Origin of the sequence: Bradyrhizobium sp. BRP19, assembly GCF_020194195.1 — a bacterium.
In the GTDB taxonomy this organism is placed as follows: domain Bacteria; phylum Pseudomonadota; class Alphaproteobacteria; order Rhizobiales; family Xanthobacteraceae; genus Bradyrhizobium; species Bradyrhizobium yuanmingense.
In genome coordinates this window covers 227,703-247,318 of record NZ_JADYVZ010000006.1, presented here as the reverse complement: position 1 = coordinate 247,318, position 19,616 = coordinate 227,703, and the positions used below count along the sequence as shown (strand labels likewise).

At 64.1% G+C, this 19,616-nt stretch carries 18 protein-coding genes and 1 tRNA gene; 11 read left to right on the top strand and 8 right to left on the bottom strand.

What is annotated here, in order from left to right:
- Positions 1–24: 24 nt before the first annotated feature.
- From I6F36_RS21105 to panE, 3 genes are all read left to right on the top strand, one after another.
- Positions 25–1,374 carry an MATE family efflux transporter gene (locus tag I6F36_RS21105; protein WP_225172065.1) on the top strand — a complete coding sequence of 450 codons (1,350 nt, stop codon included), beginning with the start codon at positions 25–27 and terminating at the stop codon, positions 1,372–1,374.
- 101 nt (positions 1,375–1,475) lie between these two features.
- Positions 1,476–2,084 carry a 2-hydroxychromene-2-carboxylate isomerase gene (locus tag I6F36_RS21100; protein ID WP_193374950.1) on the top strand — a complete coding sequence of 203 codons (609 nt, stop codon included), beginning with the start codon at positions 1,476–1,478 and terminating at the stop codon, positions 2,082–2,084.
- A gap of 99 nt (positions 2,085–2,183) precedes the next feature.
- Complete coding sequence (gene panE, locus I6F36_RS21095; RefSeq protein ID WP_225172064.1) at positions 2,184–3,107, top strand: 2-dehydropantoate 2-reductase; 924 nt, start codon at positions 2,184–2,186, stop codon at positions 3,105–3,107.
- A gap of 90 nt (positions 3,108–3,197) precedes the next feature.
- On the opposite strand, the gene I6F36_RS21090 is transcribed toward panE, so the two are convergent.
- The 3 genes from I6F36_RS21090 to I6F36_RS21080 form a co-directional block, all read right to left on the bottom strand.
- Positions 3,198–3,791 (bottom strand): cytochrome c, encoded by a 594-nt coding sequence (locus I6F36_RS21090; protein WP_036003005.1) that lies wholly within the window; start codon positions 3,789–3,791, stop codon positions 3,198–3,200.
- Positions 3,792–3,987: 196 nt separating this feature from the next.
- The gene (locus tag I6F36_RS21085) at positions 3,988–5,262 is read right to left on the bottom strand and encodes a sorbosone dehydrogenase family protein (RefSeq protein ID WP_225144184.1); all 1,275 of its coding nucleotides are present in this window, start codon (positions 5,260–5,262) and stop codon (positions 3,988–3,990) included.
- Between the two features lie 381 nt (positions 5,263–5,643).
- Positions 5,644–6,630 (bottom strand): NAD(P)-dependent oxidoreductase, encoded by a 987-nt coding sequence (locus I6F36_RS21080; protein ID WP_225172063.1) that lies wholly within the window; start codon positions 6,628–6,630, stop codon positions 5,644–5,646.
- Between the two features lie 188 nt (positions 6,631–6,818).
- Here I6F36_RS21080 and I6F36_RS21075 point away from each other — a divergent pair, with 188 nt between their 5' ends.
- Positions 6,819–7,391 carry a hypothetical protein gene (locus tag I6F36_RS21075; protein ID WP_225172062.1) on the top strand — a complete coding sequence of 191 codons (573 nt, stop codon included), beginning with the start codon at positions 6,819–6,821 and terminating at the stop codon, positions 7,389–7,391.
- A 472-nt stretch (positions 7,392–7,863) separates the two neighbouring features.
- Here the strand turns inward: I6F36_RS21075 and I6F36_RS21070 are convergent.
- A tRNA-Gly gene (locus tag I6F36_RS21070) sits at positions 7,864–7,938 on the bottom strand.
- A 271-nt stretch (positions 7,939–8,209) separates the two neighbouring features.
- Here I6F36_RS21070 and trxA point away from each other — a divergent pair.
- A complete protein-coding gene (trxA, locus tag I6F36_RS21065) occupies positions 8,210–9,133 on the top strand; it encodes a thioredoxin (protein ID WP_225172061.1) in 924 nt (307 codons plus the stop codon).
- Positions 9,134–9,238: 105 nt separating this feature from the next.
- Positions 9,239–9,916, top strand: a complete 678-nt coding sequence (locus I6F36_RS21060; protein WP_036003016.1) for an LON peptidase substrate-binding domain-containing protein — start codon at positions 9,239–9,241, stop codon at positions 9,914–9,916.
- Positions 9,917–10,052: 136 nt separating this feature from the next.
- On the opposite strand, the gene I6F36_RS21055 is transcribed toward I6F36_RS21060, so the two are convergent.
- Together I6F36_RS21055 and I6F36_RS21050 are read right to left on the bottom strand one after the other, a co-directional pair.
- Positions 10,053–12,554, bottom strand: coding sequence for an EAL domain-containing protein (locus tag I6F36_RS21055; protein WP_225172060.1), 2,502 nt, complete (start codon positions 12,552–12,554; stop codon positions 10,053–10,055).
- 353 nt (positions 12,555–12,907) lie between these two features.
- Positions 12,908–13,258 (bottom strand): hypothetical protein, encoded by a 351-nt coding sequence (locus I6F36_RS21050; protein WP_225172059.1) that lies wholly within the window; start codon positions 13,256–13,258, stop codon positions 12,908–12,910.
- Between the two features lie 90 nt (positions 13,259–13,348).
- Between I6F36_RS21050 and I6F36_RS21045 the strand changes: the two genes are divergently transcribed.
- Both I6F36_RS21045 and I6F36_RS21040 read left to right on the top strand, forming a co-directional pair.
- Positions 13,349–13,879 carry a TetR/AcrR family transcriptional regulator gene (locus I6F36_RS21045; protein WP_225127953.1) on the top strand — a complete coding sequence of 177 codons (531 nt, stop codon included), beginning with the start codon at positions 13,349–13,351 and terminating at the stop codon, positions 13,877–13,879.
- A 57-nt stretch (positions 13,880–13,936) separates the two neighbouring features.
- A complete protein-coding gene (locus I6F36_RS21040; RefSeq protein WP_036003042.1) occupies positions 13,937–14,134 on the top strand; it encodes a Trm112 family protein in 198 nt (65 codons plus the stop codon).
- A 67-nt stretch (positions 14,135–14,201) separates the two neighbouring features.
- Here the strand turns inward: I6F36_RS21040 and I6F36_RS21035 are convergent, their stop codons facing one another.
- Complete coding sequence (locus I6F36_RS21035) at positions 14,202–15,422, bottom strand: ubiquinone biosynthesis hydroxylase (protein WP_036024268.1); 1,221 nt, start codon at positions 15,420–15,422, stop codon at positions 14,202–14,204.
- Positions 15,423–15,627: 205 nt separating this feature from the next.
- Between I6F36_RS21035 and tesB the strand changes: the two genes are divergently transcribed.
- Positions 15,628–16,491 carry an acyl-CoA thioesterase II gene (gene tesB / locus I6F36_RS21030; protein WP_036003028.1) on the top strand — a complete coding sequence of 288 codons (864 nt, stop codon included), beginning with the start codon at positions 15,628–15,630 and terminating at the stop codon, positions 16,489–16,491.
- A 30-nt stretch (positions 16,492–16,521) separates the two neighbouring features.
- Here tesB and I6F36_RS21025 read toward each other — a convergent pair whose 3' ends face one another.
- Positions 16,522–17,400 carry a DUF4339 domain-containing protein gene (locus I6F36_RS21025; protein ID WP_036038878.1) on the bottom strand — a complete coding sequence of 293 codons (879 nt, stop codon included), beginning with the start codon at positions 17,398–17,400 and terminating at the stop codon, positions 16,522–16,524.
- Positions 17,401–17,660: 260 nt separating this feature from the next.
- On the opposite strand from I6F36_RS21025, the gene I6F36_RS21020 reads away from it, so the two are divergent.
- Positions 17,661–17,999 carry a P-II family nitrogen regulator gene (locus I6F36_RS21020; RefSeq protein WP_008142802.1) on the top strand — a complete coding sequence of 113 codons (339 nt, stop codon included), beginning with the start codon at positions 17,661–17,663 and terminating at the stop codon, positions 17,997–17,999.
- Positions 18,000–18,134: 135 nt separating this feature from the next.
- Positions 18,135–19,436 carry an ammonium transporter gene (locus I6F36_RS21015; RefSeq protein ID WP_225172058.1) on the top strand — a complete coding sequence of 434 codons (1,302 nt, stop codon included), beginning with the start codon at positions 18,135–18,137 and terminating at the stop codon, positions 19,434–19,436.
- Positions 19,437–19,616 lie beyond the last annotated feature (180 nt).

The following is a 19,616-nucleotide window of genomic DNA, read 5'->3' as shown; positions in this document are numbered from 1 at the left end:
ACGCCCTGATGAAAGGCCAATGCCATGTCTGCCGCAAAGCCGCTCTGGACCACATTCCTCCGCTTTCTCGCACCCCTGATGCTGAGCAACGCGCTGCAATCGCTGTTCGGCACCGTCAGCAACGTCTATCTCGGCCAGATGGTCGGCGTCGGCGCGCTCGCCGCGGTCTCGGCGTTCTTCCCGGTGATGTTCTTCCTGTTCGCCTTCGTCATGGGCCTCAGCACCGGCGCCACCGTGCTGATCGGCCAGGCCTTCGGCGCCGGCGAGCATGGCCGGATCAAGATCATCGTCGGCACGACACTCGCCGTCGGCCTGCTGCTCTCGATAGCGATTGCACTCGTTGGCGGGATCTTCAGCCGGCCCCTGATGGTGATGCTCGCCACGCCCGCGGACATTCTCGATGAAGCCAGCGCCTATGCGCGCATCATGCTGTTGACGATGCCGCTCGGCTTCATCTTCCTGCTGATGACGGCGATGATCCGCGGCGTCGGCGATGGAGTGACACCGCTGCTGGCGCTGGCCTTGTCGACGGCGATCGGCCTGATCCTGACGCCGATGCTGATCCGCGGCACGTTCGGATTGCCGGTGGCCGGCATCACCAGTCCTGCCTGGGCGGCTGCGATCGCGAACACGCTGACGCTGATCGTGCTGGCTGCCTATCTGCTGCGGAGAAAGCACGCGCTCGCGCCGGATGCGACGCTGCTGCGTCACCTCCGACTAAACGGAGCCGTGCTCGGCAAAGTCCTCGGGATCGGCCTGCCGAGCGCGATCGGCATGGTGGTGATGGCGATCGCTGAGCTTGTGCTGCTCGGCCTCGTCAACGGCTTCGGCTCGAATGCCACCGCGGCCTATGGCGCCGTCAACCAGGTGATGGGCTACACCCAGTTCACGGCGATGTCGATTTCGATCGCGGTCTCGATCCTCGGCGCCCAGGCCGCCGGCGGCGGCGACCGGGCCCAGCTTGACGGCATCGTGCGGATGGGCCTTGCGTTCAATATCGTCCTGACCGGCGGGTTGGTGGCGCTGATCTACCTCGCGCCACGCGCGGTGCTCGGTATCTTCATCACCGAGGGCGCCGTGCTGGATCTGGCGAAGGGATTGCTCAACATCGCCTTGTGGAGCTCGGTGCCGTTCGGGCTCGCCACGGTGTTCTCGGGCGCAATGCGCGGCGCCGGCGTCGCGTTGACGCCGATGCTGCTGTCGATCTTCGCGATCGCCGCAATCGAGCTGCCGGCTGCAATCATCCTCAGCCACACGGTCGGCCTGACCGGCGTGTGGGCCGCCTATCCCATCGTGTTCTGCGCCATGTTGATTCTGCAGATGGGCTATTACCATCTGGTGTGGCGCAAGCGGGCGATGCAGCGCCTGATCTGACGGTCAAAGTATTATGACCGTCATTAAACGATAGACCTGTGGCGCGGCCTGCGCCACAATGAGAAAAAGCCGCTCAGAAAGCTAGGCCAGGGAGAATGATTTTGACCCGCACCGCCCCGCAATTCCTGTTCGATTTCGGTAGCCCCAACGCCTATCTCAGCCATCTGGCGATTCCCGCCATCGAACAGCGGATCGGCGTCAAGTTCGAATATGTGCCGATCCTGCTCGGCGGCATCTTCAAGTCGACCAACAACAAGTCGCCGGCCGAGACGCTCGCCGGCATCAAGAACAAGCGGGAGTTCCAGCAGGTCGAGACCGAGCGCTTCATCAAACGCTTCCATGTCCAGCCCTATGTCTGGAATCCGCACTTTCCCGTCAACACGCTGAACCTGATGCGCGCAGCGATCGCAGCGCAGCTCGAGGGCGTGTTCGAGACATATGTCGAGGCCACCTTCCACCACATGTGGCGCGAGCCGAAGAAGATGGACGATCCCGAGATCGCGGCGAAGGCGCTGGCGTCGTCTGGTCTCGATGCGCAAAAGCTGTTCGCCCGCGCCGGGGAACCCGAGGTGAAGGCCAAGCTGATCAAGAACACCGAGGAGGCGGTCGCCCGCGGCGCCTTCGGCTCGCCGACCTTCTTCGTCGGCAATGAAATGTTCTTCGGCAAGGAGCAGTTGCGCGAGGTCGAGGAGATGGTGTCGGGAAAGTGAAGCGCGCGAATGGCGAGTAGCGAATAGCGAGTGGAAATCGCGCCCACTATTCGCTACTCCCTATTCGCCATTCGCCAATAGTAAAAGCGGAGTTCTCCCATGCGCATCCTCGTGGTCGGCGCCGGCGCCATCGGCGGCTATTTCGGTGGCAGGCTGTTGCAGGCCGGCGGCGACGTGACCTTCCTGGTTAGGCCTCGCCGCGCCGACGAGCTCGCGAGCGCCGGCCTCGTCATCAAGAGCCCGAACGGCGATGTGACCTTGAAGAACCCGCCGACGGTTCAGGCCGACGCAATCAAGGACACGTTCGACGTCGTGCTGCTCAGCTGCAAGGCATTCGACCTCGACGATGCCATCAAGTCGTTCGTCCCCGCGGTGGGGCCGAACACCGCAATCATCCCGATGCTCAACGGCATGAAGCATCTCGACACGCTGGACACGAAGTTCGGCAAGGAGCGCGTGCTCGGCGGCCTCTGCGCCATTGCGGCCACGCTGAACGAGAAGCGCGAGGTGGTGCAGCTCCAGCCGATGCAGTCGCTCAGCTACGGCGAGCGCGACGGCGGGATGTCGGACCGGGTGAAGGCGATCGACGAGGCCTTCAAGAGCGGCATCCATGGCGCCAGCGCCAGCCAGAACATCATGCAGGACATGTGGGAGAAGTGGGTGTTCCTGTCCTCGCTCGCTGCAAGCACCAGCCTGATGCGGACTTCCGTCGGCAATATCCTCGCCGCGCCCGGCGGCCGGGAGTTCCTGCTCGGCATGCTGGATGAGACCAGCGCGGTTGCCACGGCGTCCGGCTATCCGCCGGGCGGCCCGTTCTTCGATCGCGTCAAAGGCAATCTCACTACCGAGGGCTCGCCGCTGACCGCATCGATGTTCCGCGACATCAAGGCCGGCCTGCCTGTCGAGGCCGATCACGTCATTGGCGATCTCATCGCGCGCGCCGACTCCGCCAAGGTGCCGGTGCCGAAGCTGCGCATCGCCTATACGCATCTGAAGGCGTATGAGAGGCAGCGGGCGGGGTAGGGCGTAACCACACATTCGGTGTCGTCCCGGGGCTCGCGACTGTGTCGCGCCCCGGGGATGACGAGCTGCGATTGACGAAACAGCTCAGCGCTATTTCAAGTGCGCGAGATAGTGCGAGACGGCGGTGATCTCCTCATCGCTCATGTGATAGGCGACGTCGGCCATCGCGGCGACGCCGCCGCCGACACGCTGGCCGGCCTTGTAATCGTGCAGCGCCTTGACGAGATATTCCTCACGTTGCCCCGCGAGCCGCGCCACCGCCTTGGTGCCGGCATAGCTGTCGGTATGGCATGAGGCGCAGCGGCGGCCGGCGGCCACCTGCGCCCCCTTCTTCGACAGGTCGGGATCCCCGTCTTCGGGTCCCTTCGGCGGCGCCAGCGAGGCGAAGTAAGCGCCGAAATTGCGGATATCCTCGTTGGTGATCCCTTCCACGATCGGCTGCATCTGATCGTTCTTGCGCGCGCCGGCGCGGAAGAACACGAGCTGCCATTGCAGGAATTGATCGGGCTGGCCGGCGAGCGAGGGGATGTTCTCGGTCTGCGAAATGCCGTTCTCGCCGTGGCAGCCGGAGCAGGCGGCGGCCTTCTCCTTGATCGCGGCATTGTCGGCGGCATCGGCTGGAATGAAGGCGATCACTGCTAGCGATAGCGCGCCGATTACGGACCAAGAGAACTGACGGCGCATGATTGGAAATCCGTTCTGTACTGCGTCATTCCGAAGCGCGCCACTTAGCGCGAGCCCGGAGTCCATAATCCCCGTTCGTGGTTATGAGTTCCGGACTTGCGCGCAAGTGGCGCGCAATCCGGGACGACGGCGTGGGGCTTCAAAATGGGAGAAGCCGCGGCCGTCACCCGGTCGCAGCTTTCTCCGTCAGGTCGCGCTACTTCTTGCTGTAGCTGATGCGATAGATCGCGCCGGCCCAATCGTCGGCCACAAGGATTGATCCGTCCTTGGCGATGATGATGTCGTTGGGACGGCCGAGATAGCCCTGGTCACCCTCGAGCCAGCCGGAGGCGAAGACCTCCCGCTTCGGGTTCTTGCCGTCAGGCCCGACGATCACCCGCACGATGCGCGCGCCCTGGTACTTGTGGCGATTCCAGGAGCCGTGCTCCGCGATCAGGATGTTGTTCTTGTAGTCGGCGGGGAACTGGTCGCCGGTGTAGAACTTCATGCCGAGCGGTGCGACATGGGCACCGAGGTTCAGTACGGGCGGCGTGAACTCGGAGCATTTGTGGCCCATCGCGAACTTGTCGTCAGGCAGATTGCCCTGATGGCAATAGGGATAGCCGAAATGCTCGCCGATCCGGTTGATCATGTTCAGCTTGTCCGAGGGCAGATCATCGCTGATCCAGTCGCGGGCATTCTCCGTGAACCAGAGCTTGCCGGTGCGCGGATCGACGTCGCCGCCGACCGAGTTGCGGACGCCGAGCGCCCAGATTTCGGCGTTGCCGGTCTTGGGATCGACGCGCCGGATCTGCGACACGCTGGTCGGCGGAATGCCGATGTTGAAGGGCGGGCCGAACGGCAGGAAGAACCAGCCTTCCTTGTCGACCGAGATGTATTTCCAGCCATGCGCGGCATAGGACGGCATGTCGTCATAGACGACCTTGCCCTGGCCGAGATTGTCGAGATTGGCTTCGGCGTTGTCGTAGCGGATCAGCTTGTCGACGGCGATGACGTAGAGCGCGCCGTCCTTGAAGGCGAGACCGGTGGGCATGTTGAGGCCCTTGAGGACGGTCTTGACCTCCTTCTTTCCGTTGTTGTCCTTGATGGCATAGACGTTGCCGAGGCCGAACGAGCCGACGAACAACGTGCCCTTGTCGCCCCAGGCCATCTGCCGCGCGGCCAGCACGCCCGAGGCGTAGACCTCGATCTTGAAGCCCGGCGGCAGCTTGATCTTCTTGACGATGTTGGCGAGCTCGGCGTCGGAGGCGCCGGTCGGCGGGCCCGACGGCGGCGCGAGGCCCTTCTGCGCCTCGGTCTCGTCACCGAGGAACCAGTCATCCGGCGGATGGGTCCAGAACTCCTTGGTGCTGGAGTCGTATTTCTTCAGCGGCTTGCTCTTGTCCTGCTGCTGCGCGTTGCCGGCGCCGGTCCCCGCGAGAAGGGCCACGGCCGCAAGCGCCAACACGGATCGATGGAACATCGATGTCATCGCATCACTCCCCTAAGGCAGCCGTCAGGGCTGCGCATTTTTTTCTTTTGCTAGTCGAGAGGCGAAGTCTTGAGCCCGTCGGGACGACAGGCGCAAAAAGGTTAGCACATCTGCCCATCGTGAGAAGCGCGTCGGATGCAGCGCGGCTGCGCGCAGCAAAAATTGAGACGGAATGTCAATGAACGGATGAACGCTGCGACGACCGCGCCTCGCGCTGCAACGCGGAATCAACAGCGCGCGCGCAACGTCGTCAGGCGCTCCGCCGGGGTGGGCATACAAAAGTGCGAAAACAACCCCATGCACAGTAGAACTGCGCAAGTTGATCCGCGCGCGGTGACGCCGGACAATCATTTGAAGCGTCGAGCAAAATAATCGCGGCGCTCACGAGGCGACGGGGTAGGGTCCGTCGTCGAACAGCGTGTCGTGATAGCCTTTCGATCCGACCTCACGCGCCAGCGTGCTGCGGAAGTCGCGGCCATCGCGCAGGCTGCGCAGCACATGCGCGAAGTCGAATTCGGGTCGCCAGCCGAGCTCCCGCCGCGCCCGCGCGTTGACATAGACCCGGTCGATCGCGGGGAAGAGCCGCCAGCCGCGCGCTGCATAGAGCTGCGCGCACTCCGGATAGAGCTCGCGCACGACAGTGGCGGCATCGCGCGCCAGCGCTCCGAGATGACGTTGCTCGAACGGGCTCGTCGCCGAGACGATGTAGCGGGCGAAGCCGATGCCGGGCGCACGCTCGACGGCGAGCAGATGCGCGCTCACTGCGTCCGCGATATCCAGCCGGCGGTAGAGCAGCTCGTTGGCCTGCGCGTTCTCCAGCGTGTAGGTCGACCGCATCAAAGGATCATCATCGTCCTCCGGAAAGAAGCGCGAGGTCCGCAGAACCACGATCGGTAGCGCGCGCTCGCGAAAGAACAGCTCGCAGAGGTTCTCGGCCATCAGCTTGGTCGTGCCGTAGATGTTCTTCGGCACCGATGGCAGCTCCTCGCTGACCCACACCGCCGCCTGTCCCGCCTCGGGCCGCAGCTGCGAGCCGAATGCGCTGGTGGTGCTGGTGAAGACAAAGCTCTTCACGCCGGCCGAAGCGGCCGCCTCGAGCAGATTGAGCGTGCCTGAGACGTTGGTGTCGACAAAGTCCTGCTTGGAATGGGTCGCCACATGCGGCTTGTGCAGCGTCGCGGTGTGGATCACGGCGGTGACGCCGTCCATCTGGCGCCGCACGAAATCGGGATCGACGATCGAGCCGACGACGTCGGTGAAGGGGGAGGGCTTGAGATCGAGGCCGCGAGCGGGAAGACCGCGCACCCGGAGCGTCCGCAAGATGGCCTCCCCGAGGTGTCCCGCGCTGCCGGTGACCAGAAGTGTCATTGCAAACCCCACACAGCCACCACCGACGCGGAAAATCGCGGCATTAGATAGCAAACTCACCAAGCCAAGAATGTCAGCATTATTGCCATGACTGGCAGTGCTTTGATTCGCCATGAGTGAATGAGACTCGCAAGAGAGACTCATGACTTATCCACCGAATGATTCGTGGGTGAAAAACGGAACATGACATGATAAAACTCATGGCGGCCTTGACGGAGTCAAGTTCCGCGGCTTATAAAACCATCCTCATGAGCACCGACCCTTACGCAATGCTTTTGCACCGCCGGAAGGAGATCCAGTCCGAACTGGACGATCTCCGTAAGCGGCTGACTGCCTTGGAGACAGAGGATCAAGAATTGGCCTCTGCAGAGAAGGTGCTGTCTCGGTTCGGTGCCGCTCAGCCGGATTTCGTCGCTCTCACAGCGGAGGGGATCACGGTTGGTGAGATCAAGTCATCCGGCAAGCCGGAAGGGACGCCGACAACGCCCAATATGATCTTGGCGCTGCTCAGGGAGGCCCAAGCGCAGGGCAAGCCAGGGCTGGAACCAAAGGAAATGCAGATCGCCATCGCTAGGCGGTGGTGGCCGACCGTCAAATCTGAGGACGTCGGCCCCACGGCTTGGCGGATGTGGAAGGTGGGCCGCCTCGTGAAGGATGGCTCTCTCTACATGCTGCGGAAAAGCGACTTGGAGGAGAGAATCACGCGGGAGCGCCGCGAGGAGGACGAGGCCAAGGCTCTGCTTCCTTGGCTTAAAAAATAAAACCGGAGCCGTAAGGCTCCGGTCTTTAGATCGGGGGTGCATGGTGTGGCCGCGGCCTTCCATCCAACAGCCAGAGGGTTCGATTCCCTCCACCTCCACCGTTAGGCCCCTTCCATAAGGGCCTCCGTCCTACCCCCTCCACAAGGGCCGGGGCGACTTCCAGACTACCCGCGTGACCGGTTTGGGTCCAAACCTCGGCCACGCGGCCCGTAACGCTATAGAATCACACCGCGCGCGGCGCGACAATCCCTAGCTGCTTATCGTCGTCAACGAATGCAATACCACCGGCTCCAGTGCAGCTTTCATTGCCGCTAGATTGTTTCTTGTCGGCTCCCGGCGTCCCGCCTCAAAATTGCGAACGGTCGAAACGCCCACGCTCGGCGGCACCGCCAGCCATGGCTTGGTGAGTTTGCTAACCTAATGCCGGAAAATCACGGTCCGGTCCGGCTTGGCTGGATGCTCTGGGAAAATTTGGAGCGGGCGAAGGGGCTCGAACCCTCGACCCCGACCTTGGCAAGGTCGTGCTCTACCACTGAGCTACACCCGCATCCTGTGTCGGTCGCGTGACGCGCCGGCAACGGCTGTCGTATGCCAAAAGCGGGAGGGGAATGCAACAGCTACGGGCGGCCTCAATTCGCAATTCGGGGCCCATATGGAGCCCGAAGCTGGCCAAATCGGGCGGAAACGTCTCGGAACCGGCGAATCGGGGGGCCTGGATTGAAATTCGGCCCATTCGGCCCAATTTAGGAGCCGACCACAAGCATATGACGCGGCGGCGTGCTAAAGAGCCGCCATTCCAGACATGACGAGGGAATCCCGTGACGATCATCGACCAGGGTAACGGAGCGGCGGGCCCGGCTGCGGCCGACCTGATCAAGGACACCACCACCCAGACCTTCGTGAAGGACGTCATCGAGGAATCGAAGCGCCAGCCCGTGCTGATCGATTTCTGGGCGGAATGGTGCGGCCCGTGCAAGCAGCTCACCCCCGTCCTGGAGAAGGCGGTGAAGGCGGCCAAGGGCAAGGTCAAGCTGGTCAAGATGAACATCGACCATCATCCGGCGATCCCGGGCCAGATGGGCATCCAGTCGATCCCGGCCGTGATCGCCTTCGTCAACGGCCAGCCGGCCGACGGCTTCATGGGCGCGGTGCCGGAGAGCCAGGTCAACGCCTTCATCGAGCGGCTGACCAAGGGCGTCACCGCGCCGGGCGAGGTCAACGTCGCCGAGATCGTGCAGGAGGCCGACGCGGTGCTCGCCGAGGGCGACGCGGCGGCGGCGGCGCAGATCTATGCCGAGGCGCTGCAGCATGATTCCACCAACATCGCGGCGCTTGCGGGCCTTGCGAAGTGCTACGCCGTTTCCGGCGCGATGGAGCAGGCCAAGCAGACGCTGGCCATGGTGCCGGAATCCAAGCGCAACGACCCGGTCGTGAAGGCGGTGCAGACCGCGATCGATCTCGCCGAGCAGGCGAAATCGCTCGGACCGGTTGCCGAGCTGGAACAGAAAGTCGCCGCAAACCCGCTCGATCATCAGGCCCGATTCGACCTCGCCACCGCGCTCAACGCCCAAGGCAACCGCGCGGCGGCGACCGAGCAGCTGCTCGAGATCATCAAGCGCGACCGCAAATGGAACGACGACGGCGCCCGCAAGCAGCTGGTGCAGTTCTTCGAGGCCTGGGGCGGCACTGATGATGCAACCGTCGAAGGCCGCAAACGTTTGTCGACGATCCTGTTTTCGTAACGGCCTTTTTTGAGCATGATCTGTTCGGAAAACCGCTCCACACTTTGCGCTAACGCGGTCCTTCGGATCCGGATCATGCGCTAGCAACGCCAGGGGACCGGGCAGATGCCGATCAACATCGAATATCGCGGGCCCGCCGACCTCCCGGAGATCATTCCGGTCTTCCCGCTGCCGGGCGCGCTGCTGCTGCCCCGCGGCCAGATGCCGCTCAACATCTTCGAGCCGCGCTACCTTTCGATGGTCGACGATTCCTTCCGCGACGGCCATCGCCTGATCGGCATGATCCAGCCCGACATCGCGCACTCGCGGAAGGATTCCGACAAGCCGGCGCTGTTCCGCGTCGGCTGCGTCGGCCGCATCACCCAGCTCGCCGAGTCCGGCGACGGCCGCTACATCCTCGAGCTCACCGGCGTGTCGCGCTTCAAGGTGGTCGAGGAGCTCGAGGTGCTCACCCCCTATCGGCAGTGCAAGGTGGACTTCTTCGCCTACGTCGACGATTTCACCGCGCGCCGCGGCGAGGAGGAGGTCGACCGCGAGGCGCTGCTGGCGGTGCTGGCGGACTTCCTGAAGGCCAACAACCTCAAGGTAGACTGGGAGGGCGTCGAGAGCGCGCCCAATGAAGCCCTCGTCAATGCGCTCGCGATGATGTCGCCCTACGGCCCCGCGGAAAAGCAGGCCATGCTGGAGGCGCCCGACCTGAAGACCCGCGCCGAGATCCTGATCGCCGTCACCGAGATGGACCTCGCCAAGAAGCGCACTAGCGGCGACCCGCCGCTGCAGTGATCGTCAAGCGACCCAAAGCGCGATGCGATTAGGATGAATCCTCATCGCGCTTTGGGTTTTTTGGTTTGAGCATGATCTTTTCGGAAAACCGCTACACACTTTGCGCTGACGCGGCCCTTCGGGTCCGGATCATGCTCTATGCGGCAAACTCGCCGGCCTCGGCCTTTCGATCCGCAAGCCGTGCGATCGTCGAGGCCCGTATCGGCGGGCTGAGGTGGAAGCCCTGGGCCTCGACGCAGCCCTCCTGGCGCAGGATGTCCAGCTGCTCGGCGGTTTCGACGCCTTCGGCGGTGGACGTCTTACCGAGACTCGTGGCGAACTGGACCACGGCCCGCGCGATCCGATGGGGCTCCTCCATCGGACTGGACAGCTCGCTGACGAAGCTGCGATCGATCTTGATCTTGTCGAAGGGAAACTTCTGCAGAAAGCTGAGCGACGAATAGCCGGTGCCGAAATCGTCGAGGGCAATCCGCACCCCGAGCTCGCGCAGCTGGCTGAGTGCTGCGAATACGGTCCCGCTGTCATGCATGATGACGGTTTCGGTGACCTCGAGCTCGAGCCGGTCTGAAGCAATCCCCGACGCCGCCAGTGCGCTCACGATCGTCGACACGAGCTCCTTGCTCCTGAATTGCGCTGGAGACAGGTTGATCGCGATCTTCAGGTCGGAACGCCATTTTGCCGCTTCGGCACAGGCGGTTCTCAACACCCATTCCCCCAGCGGCAGGATCAAGCCAGTTTCCTCCGCGACGGGAATGAATTCGCCGGGCGAGACCAGACCCCGCTCGGGGTGATGCCAACGCAGCAACGCCTCGAAGCCACAGGTCTCGCCGCTCTTCAAATTGACGAACGGCTGGTAGTGGAGCTCGAATTCGCTCCTCGCAAGCGCCTTCCGCAGATCCCGCTCCAGGTTGCGGCGCGCATGCAGGAGCCGGTCCAGCTCCGGCTCGAAGAAGCGGAATGCACCACGTCCGCCGCTCTTGGCCGAGTAGAGGGCAAGATCTGCGCTCCTGAGGATGGTGTCGGAATCGGCGCCGTCTCGGGGCGCAAGGGCGATCCCGATGCTGGTGCCGACAATGACCTGATGATCGCCGAGATCGAACGGCTCGCTGAGCGCGCCATGGATCGCCTCGGCGAGAGAGGCCGCGTCCGCAGCCGGATTGGTCACGTAGTCGACGATTGCGAATTCGTCGCCGCCCAGTCGGGCGACGAACGTCGTCTCCCTGATGCAATCCAGCAAGCGCGCCGCGACTGAGCGCAGCAGCAGGTCGCCCGCCGGATGTCCGAGCGTGTCGTTGACCTCCTTGAAGCGGTCGAGGTCGAGCAGGAGAACCGCCAGATGGAGATTTCCGCCACGCGTATCGGCGAGTGCAGGCTCCAGACGCGCCTTGAGCAGCACGCGGTTCGGCAACTCGGTGAGCGCATCGTGTTCCGCCATGTAGGTGATCTTCGCTTCGGACCGGCGTTGCTCGGTGACATCCAGATGCGTAGCCACCCAGCCGCCGCCGGCCATCGGCTGCCGCGTCACGCAGATCAGCCGCCCATCGGCGAACGCATCGATGCGGCTCGAGACGGCATGGATCGGCAGTGCTTCGAGCCTGGCGATCTGCCGTTCGGCGGCGAAATCGCTGGCCTCGCCTTCGAGTATGCCGCTGGTGACGCGATGACGGATGATGTCGCGGTGCGGAGTTCCCGCACGCAGCAATTCCGGCGGCAGCCGGTACAAACGGGCGTAACGCTCGTTGCAGATGACGAGCCGCTTCCCGGCGTCGAACATGCAAAGGCCCTCGACCATATGGTTGATGGCCGTGTCCAGCCTCAGCTTCTGTTCCTTGAGCTCGTTCTGCGACCCTTCGAGCTGCTGCCGGGCGATGGAGAGCTGGCTGATGATCTCCTCGAACCTGGCGGTTCTGGTCGCCAGACGACGATCGGCCAGCACTCCGATCAGGCTCATGCCCAGCACGGACAATGCGACGCCGGCGATGGCGAGCGCGAGGAAGGCCGGAGACAGCGAAAGCGTATCGGTCGCGAGCGCCGGATCCGGTGTGATCTGCACGGCGCCCATGGCCGTGAAGTGATGCGACACGATGGCGAGCGTCAGCAGGGTGGCGGCTGCCAGCGTGCCGCTATAACCCTGACGGGTGAGCGCTGCCGCCAGCGCAGCGTAGCCAAAACACATGCCCAGAACGATGGAGAGGAGCACGAGGTCCACGGACCAGGAGACTCGGCCCGGCACTTCGAGCGCCCACATTCCGAGATAGTGCATGCTGGCAATGCCGCCACCGATGATGACGCCGCCAGCCGCCGCGCGCCAGCGGCCGGACGTGACGACCGCGACGCCGAAGCCGACCGAGGTCAGCAGCATTGCCGCCGCGAGAGAGGACGCCGTCAACACGATGCCGTAGCCCGTGGAGACCCCGGGCTCGTAGGCGAGCATCGCGACGAAATGCGTAGCCCAGATGCCGTATCCGATGGCCGCGCCGGCAATGGCGATCCAGATCCACCGGGTTCTCCCGCGCGTTGCGATCGCGCGGTGGAAGATGCTGACCGCGACGATGCTGGCAACGAAGCAGACCAGAGCAGCGAGCACGACGAGCCGCCAATCGTGCTCGGCCGTAAGGCAGGAGAAAACGCGGAACATTCAGTCTCGCCCCATCGTCGATATTGTTGATGTTTGTCGATGCTGGACCGGCTAATCGCCCTTCGCGTTAATTTTGTGCCGCGCCTGATCGCATGCTTAGCGGCTTGCCAACACCGTCCGTAAAATTTGATCTGTGGGGCTAACACGTTCCGCGCGCCGGTCGCGCCGGAAGCCCGCTGCGCGCGTTTGCGGATGACTGGAGATGGACGCGGATGCGCTTGCGTCCGGTGATCATCGCGCTGCAGGAGTCCTATCAGCGCCACACCAGCAACGTGGAGCACGACCAGGACGATGACGGCATCCGAAGAATGCCTGGTCGATCGGTAACGGATCTGGTCCGCTTTAGATGAGTTCTAGTACCCGGCAACCGACATCACGACGACCGCACTGAGCGCCATCCAGCCGAAATGCCGGCCCCGCGTCGCCCATGCGTTGGCGAGGGCGGAGCAGCCGAACACGCAGGCCATGGTCGCGACGATCCAGTGACGAGCCGGCTCCGATTGCATCCACGGCGCCGCGATCAGCAGCACGCCACCGCCGATCCAGGCCACGGTCGAGGCCTGCCACACCAGCCGGATCAAGGCGCGGAGGCGCTCCGGCTCGATGCGCGCGCGGGCGAAGACCTTGGCTTCGCCGAGGTAGCCGTGAACGAGCGCAACGGCGATGGTCACGACGCCCGCACACTGGAGCAGCAGATCCCGCATCGACGCCTCCATACACTCATGTATGTTTCGATAGCGTCTGGCCAAGCGCTTGTCAATACACTAGTGTATGGTGCGCTTCCGGGAAACGACATGAACCAACAGCTCTCCGCTGACGATTGGACTGGCCAGGGCCTCAAGGCCCTGGCCAAGAGCGGCTTCACGGCCTTGAAGGCCGAGCCGCTCGCCAAGGCCATGGGCGTATCGCGCGGCAGCTTCTATTGGCATTTCGCCGATCTCGCCGCGTTTCACGCCGCGGTGCTGAGGCGCTGGCGCGAGATCGCGGCTGAGCGGATCATCGCCGACGTCGAAGCCGCCGGCGACGAGCCGGTCAAGATGCTGCTGCGGAGATCCTTCGGCGCGCGGCTCGACCTCGAACGCGCGGTGCGCAATTGGGCGGCGTTCGATGCGAGCGCGCAAGGGGCGGTGCGTGCCATCGATCGCCGCAGGCTCGATTATATCGAGGAGCTGCTGCAGAAGCGGGGACTCGCCCCGGCAACGGCGCAGGCCCGCGCGCAGATCCTGTACTGGACATTTCTCGGTTTCGCCCTGTCAGGCCCGTCAATCCCGGCCGCGCGGCTGCGGACCATGCTCGACGAGCTCCTGGCGATGGTCTCCGCCTAAAGCGCGATGGCGGGCGCGAATTTCTATGCTAAAGGCAAGCAAGTGCCGGAGACTTCCATGAACGCGCCCACCGAACGTCCCGAAGCCAGCGTCGATCCAAAATTGCTGGAGATCCTGGTCTGCCCGCTGACAAAGGGCCCGCTGGAATTCGATGCTGAGCGGCAGGAGCTGATCTCGCGCAGCGCCAAGCTCGCTTATCCCATTCGCGACGGCATCCCGATCATGCTGCCGGAAGAGGCGCGCAAGATCGATTGATAACAGCGAGTGGGGAGTGGCGAATGGCGAATGGGTCCACTCGCCACTCGATACTCACCATTCGCCCTTACAACGCCTCGCCCTTCAACAGCCGCGGCACCTCGCCGGTGAGGCCTGCGGCCTGGCGGATGAAGAGGTTCTTCAGCGGCGGGGCGCGGTCGACGAGGCCGAGGCCGATGTCGCGCACCGTGCGCAACAGCGTCGACTGGTTGGAGAACAGGAAGTTCAGCGAGTTGGTGGCGACGCCCATCGCCATGGTGTCGAACCGGCGCCAGCGCTGGTAGCGTTCGAGCACGTCCGCCCCGCCGATATCCAGGCCGAGCCGCGCGGCATCGACCACCACTTCCGCCAGCGCAGCGACGTCCTTCAGGCCCATGTTGAGGCCCTGGCCCGCGATGGGGTGGATGACATGGGCAGCGTCGCCGACCAGCGCGAGGCGCTCGGCGATGAAGGACCGCGCGACGAAATAAGACAGCGGAAACGCCCGCGGCTTGTCGAGCACCTTGACCTCGCCGAGATGCAGGCCGAAGCGCTGCTCGAGCTCGGCGTGGAATTCCTCGTCGCTGAGGGCGATGATGCGCGCGGCCTCAGTGCGGCGCTCGGTCCACACCAGCGAGGAGCGTTTGCCGGTGAGCGGCAGGATCGCGAACGGGCCGGCCGGCAGGAAGTGTTCCTCGGCGCGGCCCTCGTGATCGCGCTCGTGGCCGACGGTGACGACGATGCCGGACTGATCGTACTCCCAGCCATGAGTGACGATGCCGGCGCGCTCGCGCAGCTTCGACCGCGCGCCATCGGCGGCGACCAAGAGGCCCGCCGCGATCACGCTGCCGTCGCCGAGCGTCACCTCGATGCCGTCGGTGCGCGCATCGTAGGAGGCGACCGGGGTGGCGCGAAGATCGATGCCGTCGGCCTCGGCGCGCACCACCAGCGCGTCGATCAGGCGGCGGTTCTCGATCATATGCGCGAAGGGCTCGCCCGGCGCGACGTCGCCGGCGAAGTTCAGGAACACCGGGCGGGTGGCGTCCTCGAGCTTGGAATCGGTGACGACCATGTCGAGGATCGGCTGGGCCTCGCCCCGGACGTCGTCCCAGGCGCCGATCGTCTCGAACAGGCGGCGGCAGGCGGCGACGATCGCGGTGGCGCGGGGGTCGCGGCTCGGCCGCGTGCCGAGCGCGGGATCGGCGACGATGATTGGGATCTCGGGCCCGAGCCCCTGGCGTAGTGCCAAGGCCAGCGCAAGGCCGGCAAACGCGCCGCCACCGATGACAATGCTACCCTGTACCGACATACCAAAGCTTCCCGGACAATTCTCGGTCTTGCTAGCAGACTTGAGCTGGGCGAAACAGTGCGGTGAAACGAGGACCGCTAGCCCTTCGTTCCGTCATTCCGGGGCGCGCAACGCGCGTACCCGGAATCCGGAGGTTTATCAGCTCGAGATTTTCGGGTTCGCACCGCGTGCGCCCCGGAATGAGGCATCACTGGAAAGCACCATCATGTCCAAAGGACTGATCGACCTCATCGGGATCCTCGACCTCGAGCAGCTCGAGGTGAACCTGTTCCGCGGCAACAGCCCGAAGACGAGCTGGCAGCGGGTGTTCGGCGGCCAGGTGATCGGGCAGGCGATGGTCGCGGCCTGCCGCACCGTGGAGGGCCGGCTGCCGCATTCGCTGCATTGCTATTTCATCCTGCCGGGCGATCCGCAGATCCCGATCATCTATCAGGTCGAGCGCCTGCGCGACGGCAAAAGCTACTCGACCCGCCGCGTCACCGCGATCCAGCACGGCAATGCGATCTTCTCGATCATGGTCTCGTTCCACGCCGAGGAGGAGACTGCGTTCGACCACCAGGACAAGATGCCGGACGTGCCGCCGCCGGAAAAGCTCACGGCGGAGGAGGTGGCGAAGCAGCCGATGTTCAAGGAGATGCCGGACTTCATCCGCCGGTATTACGAATCCGATCGGCCGATCGAGCTGCGCCCGGTCGAGCTCGGCCGTTATTTCGGCCAAAAGATCGACGACGGCCGCATCCACGTCTGGATCAAGACCGCGGCCAAGCTGCCCGACGATCCGGCGCTGCACATGTGCGCGCTCGCTTACGCCTCGGACTTCTCACTGCTCGACGCGATCATGGCGCGCTATGGCCGCACGCTGTTCGACAAACGCATGATGCCGGCGAGTCTCGACCACGCGATGTGGTTCCATCGCCCGTTCCGCGCCGACGAATGGCTGCTCTACGCGCAGGATTCGCCGAGCGCGCAATCGGGACGGGGGCTGACCCGCGGCTCGATCTTCAAGCCGGACGGCACGCTGGTCGCCTCCGTCGCGCAGGAAGGCTCGGTGCGCGAACGGAAGGCCTGATCGCTTCAAGCAGCGCCTGAAGCGTTCGGATCATGCCCCGAGCGAGCCGCGCGGCGCGAGCTCGGTCTGCGAGGCGAACCAATTCATGATCCAGCGGTACACCCACGGGATCGGGATGATGAAGCACATCAGGATGGCGGCCACGATGCCGCGCCAGAGGATATCGAGGCCGCTGCCCTTGAAGACGATCTCGCGCCGGGTGCCCTCGACGTTGCGGCAGAACCAGCGCATCTGGGCCGCGGCCACCCAGGCCCAGCCGATGATGGTGATGATGGAAATCGCAAACAACAGATTCCAGCCGATATAGGCCCAGACCGAACCGGTGAAGCTGAGGCCCAGCGGCTGCTCGTTGGAGGCGAGGTTCGCGACCATCCATTTGATCAGGAGCCAGTAGAGCACGATCTGCACGATGAACAGCAGATTGCTCAATATCTCGCTGCCGACGAAGCCGAGCGCGATGGCGAGAACGATGAAGCCGAAATACCACGGCACCAACGTCATCGCATTGCCGGTGAAGCTGAGGTTCGGCCGCCCAGGGACCTTCACGCAGGAGACGATCCATCTGGTGTACCAGACGAAGGCCCAGGGCGCCGGGATGACGAAGATCATTCCGATCAGCAGGACGATGCTGCGCCAGGTGAATTCAAGGATGCTGAAATCGACCGAGAGCGATCCACCGCTTGCATAGCCGGCAGCGCCGCCATAGCCACTTCCGCCCGTCGGGACCATCGGCGGCGCACCGCCGCCGATCAGGCCGGGAATTTCGGCGGCCTTCTGCCAGCCGGCCATGCCCTCGGTCCAGACCAAGGTGTCCGGACGCACGACGCCCTGGGCAACGAGGTCGCGGAATTGCCCTTCCGGAAAGGGCCCCTGCTGCTTACCCTCGGATGCGTAGAACCAACTCGCCATGGAACGTCCCCCTCGAACTTAGGTATGTACCGGCCGGGACGCTTCGGTTCACGCCTGGGTTCACCGCATCCATGCCAAAAATGCATTGTGAATGATGAACAGCTGCCCTGTACAGAGGCGGCCGTTCACATGATCGCCCTTGGCCAAACGTTTTTCCGCTTCAATCTGCAACTTTTTTGTGCCATTTGCCCGGAAAGATGCCAGATTGACGCAGCGCCGGGGACATACGGCGCGGCGCATCCCGGGGAATAGGCCTGACCATGAAACTCGTCGTCGCGATCATCAAACCCTTCAAGCTCGATGAGGTCCGCCAGGCCCTGACGGCGATCGGCGTGCACGGCATGACCGTGACCGAGGTGAAAGGCTATGGCCGGCAGAAGGGCCACACCGAGATCTATCGCGGCGCCGAATATGTCGTGAACTTCCTGCCGAAGCTGCGCATCGAGATCGCGGTCGCTTCCGACGTCGCCGACAAGGCGGTCGCCGTGATCACCGCGACGGCGCGCACCGGCCAGATCGGCGACGGCAAGATCTTCGTCACGCCGATCGACCACGCGCTGCGCATCCGCACCGGCGAGACCGACAGCGACGCGCTCTGACTTTTGTTTTGACGCGTTTTCTTGTCACGCGAACCGGTATCCACTTCGCTCGAAAACGCTTTGACACGACTGCTTCGATCGCACCGGGCAAATACGCCATGATGTGCGACGCCAATTGATGCCGGGGGGAACGATATGGCGGGATTGTCGCGCCGCGCAGCTGCCAAGGCTGCGCCAATCGGATTTGTGTCCGTCCTAGCTGCGCCGGCGCACGCGGCGGCAAACGAGATCAGCACCGCCGACACCGCCTGGATGATCGTCGCGACAGCGCTGGTGCTGATGATGACGATCCCGGGGCTTGCGCTGTTCTATTCCGGCATGGTGCGCAAGAAGAACGTGCTCGCCACCATGGCGCAGAGCCTGGCCGCGGTGATGCTGATCTCAATCCTCTGGGTGGCGTTCGGCTACTCGCTGTGCTTCGTCGGCGACGGCCCCTGGATCGGCACGCTCGATCGCTGGTTTCTCGCGGGCATGACCATGGACAGCGTCAACCCCGCGGCGAAGACGATCCCGGAATCGCTGTTCATGCTGTACCAGATGACGTTTGCCATCATCACGGTGGCGCTGGTCGCCGGCTCGGTCGCCGACCGCATGCGGTTCTCCGCCTATCTCCTGTTCTCGGTCGCCTGGTTCATCTTCGTCTACATTCCGCTGGCGCATTGGGTGTGGGGTGGCGGCTTCCTCGCCAGCATGGGCGTGCTCGATTTCGCCGGCGGTCTCGTCGTGCATCTGTCGGCCGGCACCGGCGGCCTCGTTGCAGCCAAGGTGATGGGACGCCGTCACGGCTACGGCACCGAGAATCTCTCGCCGTTCGATCTGTCGCTCGCAGTGATGGGCACCGGCCTGTTGTGGGTCGGCTGGTTCGGCTTCAACGGCGGCTCGGCACTCGGAGCGAACTCACGCGCGGTGATGGCGATCATCGCGACCCATCTGGCCGCCTGCGCGGGCGCGCTGACCTGGGGCGCGATCGAATGGGCGACGCGGCGCAAGCCCTCGGTGCTCGGCATGATCTCCGGCGCGATCGCAGGTCTCGGCACCATCACGCCGGCCTCGGGCTTCGTCGCGCCATGGCACGGCATCGTCATCGGCATCATTGCCGGTGCGCTCTGCTACTGGGCCTGTACCTGGCTGAAGCACCGCTTCGACTACGACGATTCGCTCGACGTCTTCGGCGTCCACGGCATCGGCGGCCTGACCGGCACCCTGCTCGGCGGCGTGTTCGCCACCAGCGCCATCGGCGGCACCGCCGGCCTGCTGGAGGGCAATCCGCAGCAGCTCCTGATCCAGTTCTATGGGGTCGCCGTGACCTTCGTCTGGTCGGCGGGCGTCAGCTTCATCCTGCTCAAGCTGGTCGGCCTGTTCGTGCCCTTGCGCGTATCCCGTGAGCACGAGCTGGAGGGTCTGGATATTTCGCAGCACGGTGAAGCCCTGCAGTAGGCGCCGACGCTACGTAAATACCGCCTCGCTGCCCGACACGTGAGCAACATTGTGTCGGGAGCCTGTCTTGCCCTTATTTTCAGCAGGCGTGACCACGTTTTGAGCGCGACGTAATAGCGCACTGCATCGCAGCACCCGCCAAAGGCGAAAACCCCCGTCTTCATAGTCCGTTAGGCAATC

Coding starts and splice junctions, on each gene's coding strand:
- I6F36_RS21050 (WP_225172059.1), bottom strand. CDS start 13,258: ATGCGGGATCTGCTGCTCCAGTGTGCGGGCGTCGTGACCATCGCCGTT.
- I6F36_RS21060 (WP_036003016.1), top strand. CDS start 9,239: ATGCCGATCAACATCGAATATCGCGGGCCCGCCGACCTCCCGGAGATC.
- tesB (WP_036003028.1), top strand. CDS start 15,628: ATGTCCAAAGGACTGATCGACCTCATCGGGATCCTCGACCTCGAGCAG.
- I6F36_RS21055 (WP_225172060.1), bottom strand. CDS start 12,554: ATGTTCCGCGTTTTCTCCTGCCTTACGGCCGAGCACGATTGGCGGCTC.
- I6F36_RS21105 (WP_225172065.1), top strand. CDS start 25: ATGTCTGCCGCAAAGCCGCTCTGGACCACATTCCTCCGCTTTCTCGCA.
- I6F36_RS21015 (WP_225172058.1), top strand. CDS start 18,135: ATGGCGGGATTGTCGCGCCGCGCAGCTGCCAAGGCTGCGCCAATCGGA.
- I6F36_RS21045 (WP_225127953.1), top strand. CDS start 13,349: ATGAACCAACAGCTCTCCGCTGACGATTGGACTGGCCAGGGCCTCAAG.
- I6F36_RS21080 (WP_225172063.1), bottom strand. CDS start 6,630: ATGACACTTCTGGTCACCGGCAGCGCGGGACACCTCGGGGAGGCCATC.
- I6F36_RS21035 (WP_036024268.1), bottom strand. CDS start 15,422: ATGTCGGTACAGGGTAGCATTGTCATCGGTGGCGGCGCGTTTGCCGGC.
- I6F36_RS21090 (WP_036003005.1), bottom strand. CDS start 3,791: ATGCGCCGTCAGTTCTCTTGGTCCGTAATCGGCGCGCTATCGCTAGCA.
- I6F36_RS21085 (WP_225144184.1), bottom strand. CDS start 5,262: ATGACATCGATGTTCCATCGATCCGTGTTGGCGCTTGCGGCCGTGGCC.
- I6F36_RS21025 (WP_036038878.1), bottom strand. CDS start 17,400: ATGGCGAGTTGGTTCTACGCATCCGAGGGTAAGCAGCAGGGGCCCTTT.
- I6F36_RS21040 (WP_036003042.1), top strand. CDS start 13,937: ATGAACGCGCCCACCGAACGTCCCGAAGCCAGCGTCGATCCAAAATTG.
- I6F36_RS21075 (WP_225172062.1), top strand. CDS start 6,819: ATGATAAAACTCATGGCGGCCTTGACGGAGTCAAGTTCCGCGGCTTAT.
- I6F36_RS21020 (WP_008142802.1), top strand. CDS start 17,661: ATGAAACTCGTCGTCGCGATCATCAAACCCTTCAAGCTCGATGAGGTC.
- panE (WP_225172064.1), top strand. CDS start 2,184: ATGCGCATCCTCGTGGTCGGCGCCGGCGCCATCGGCGGCTATTTCGGT.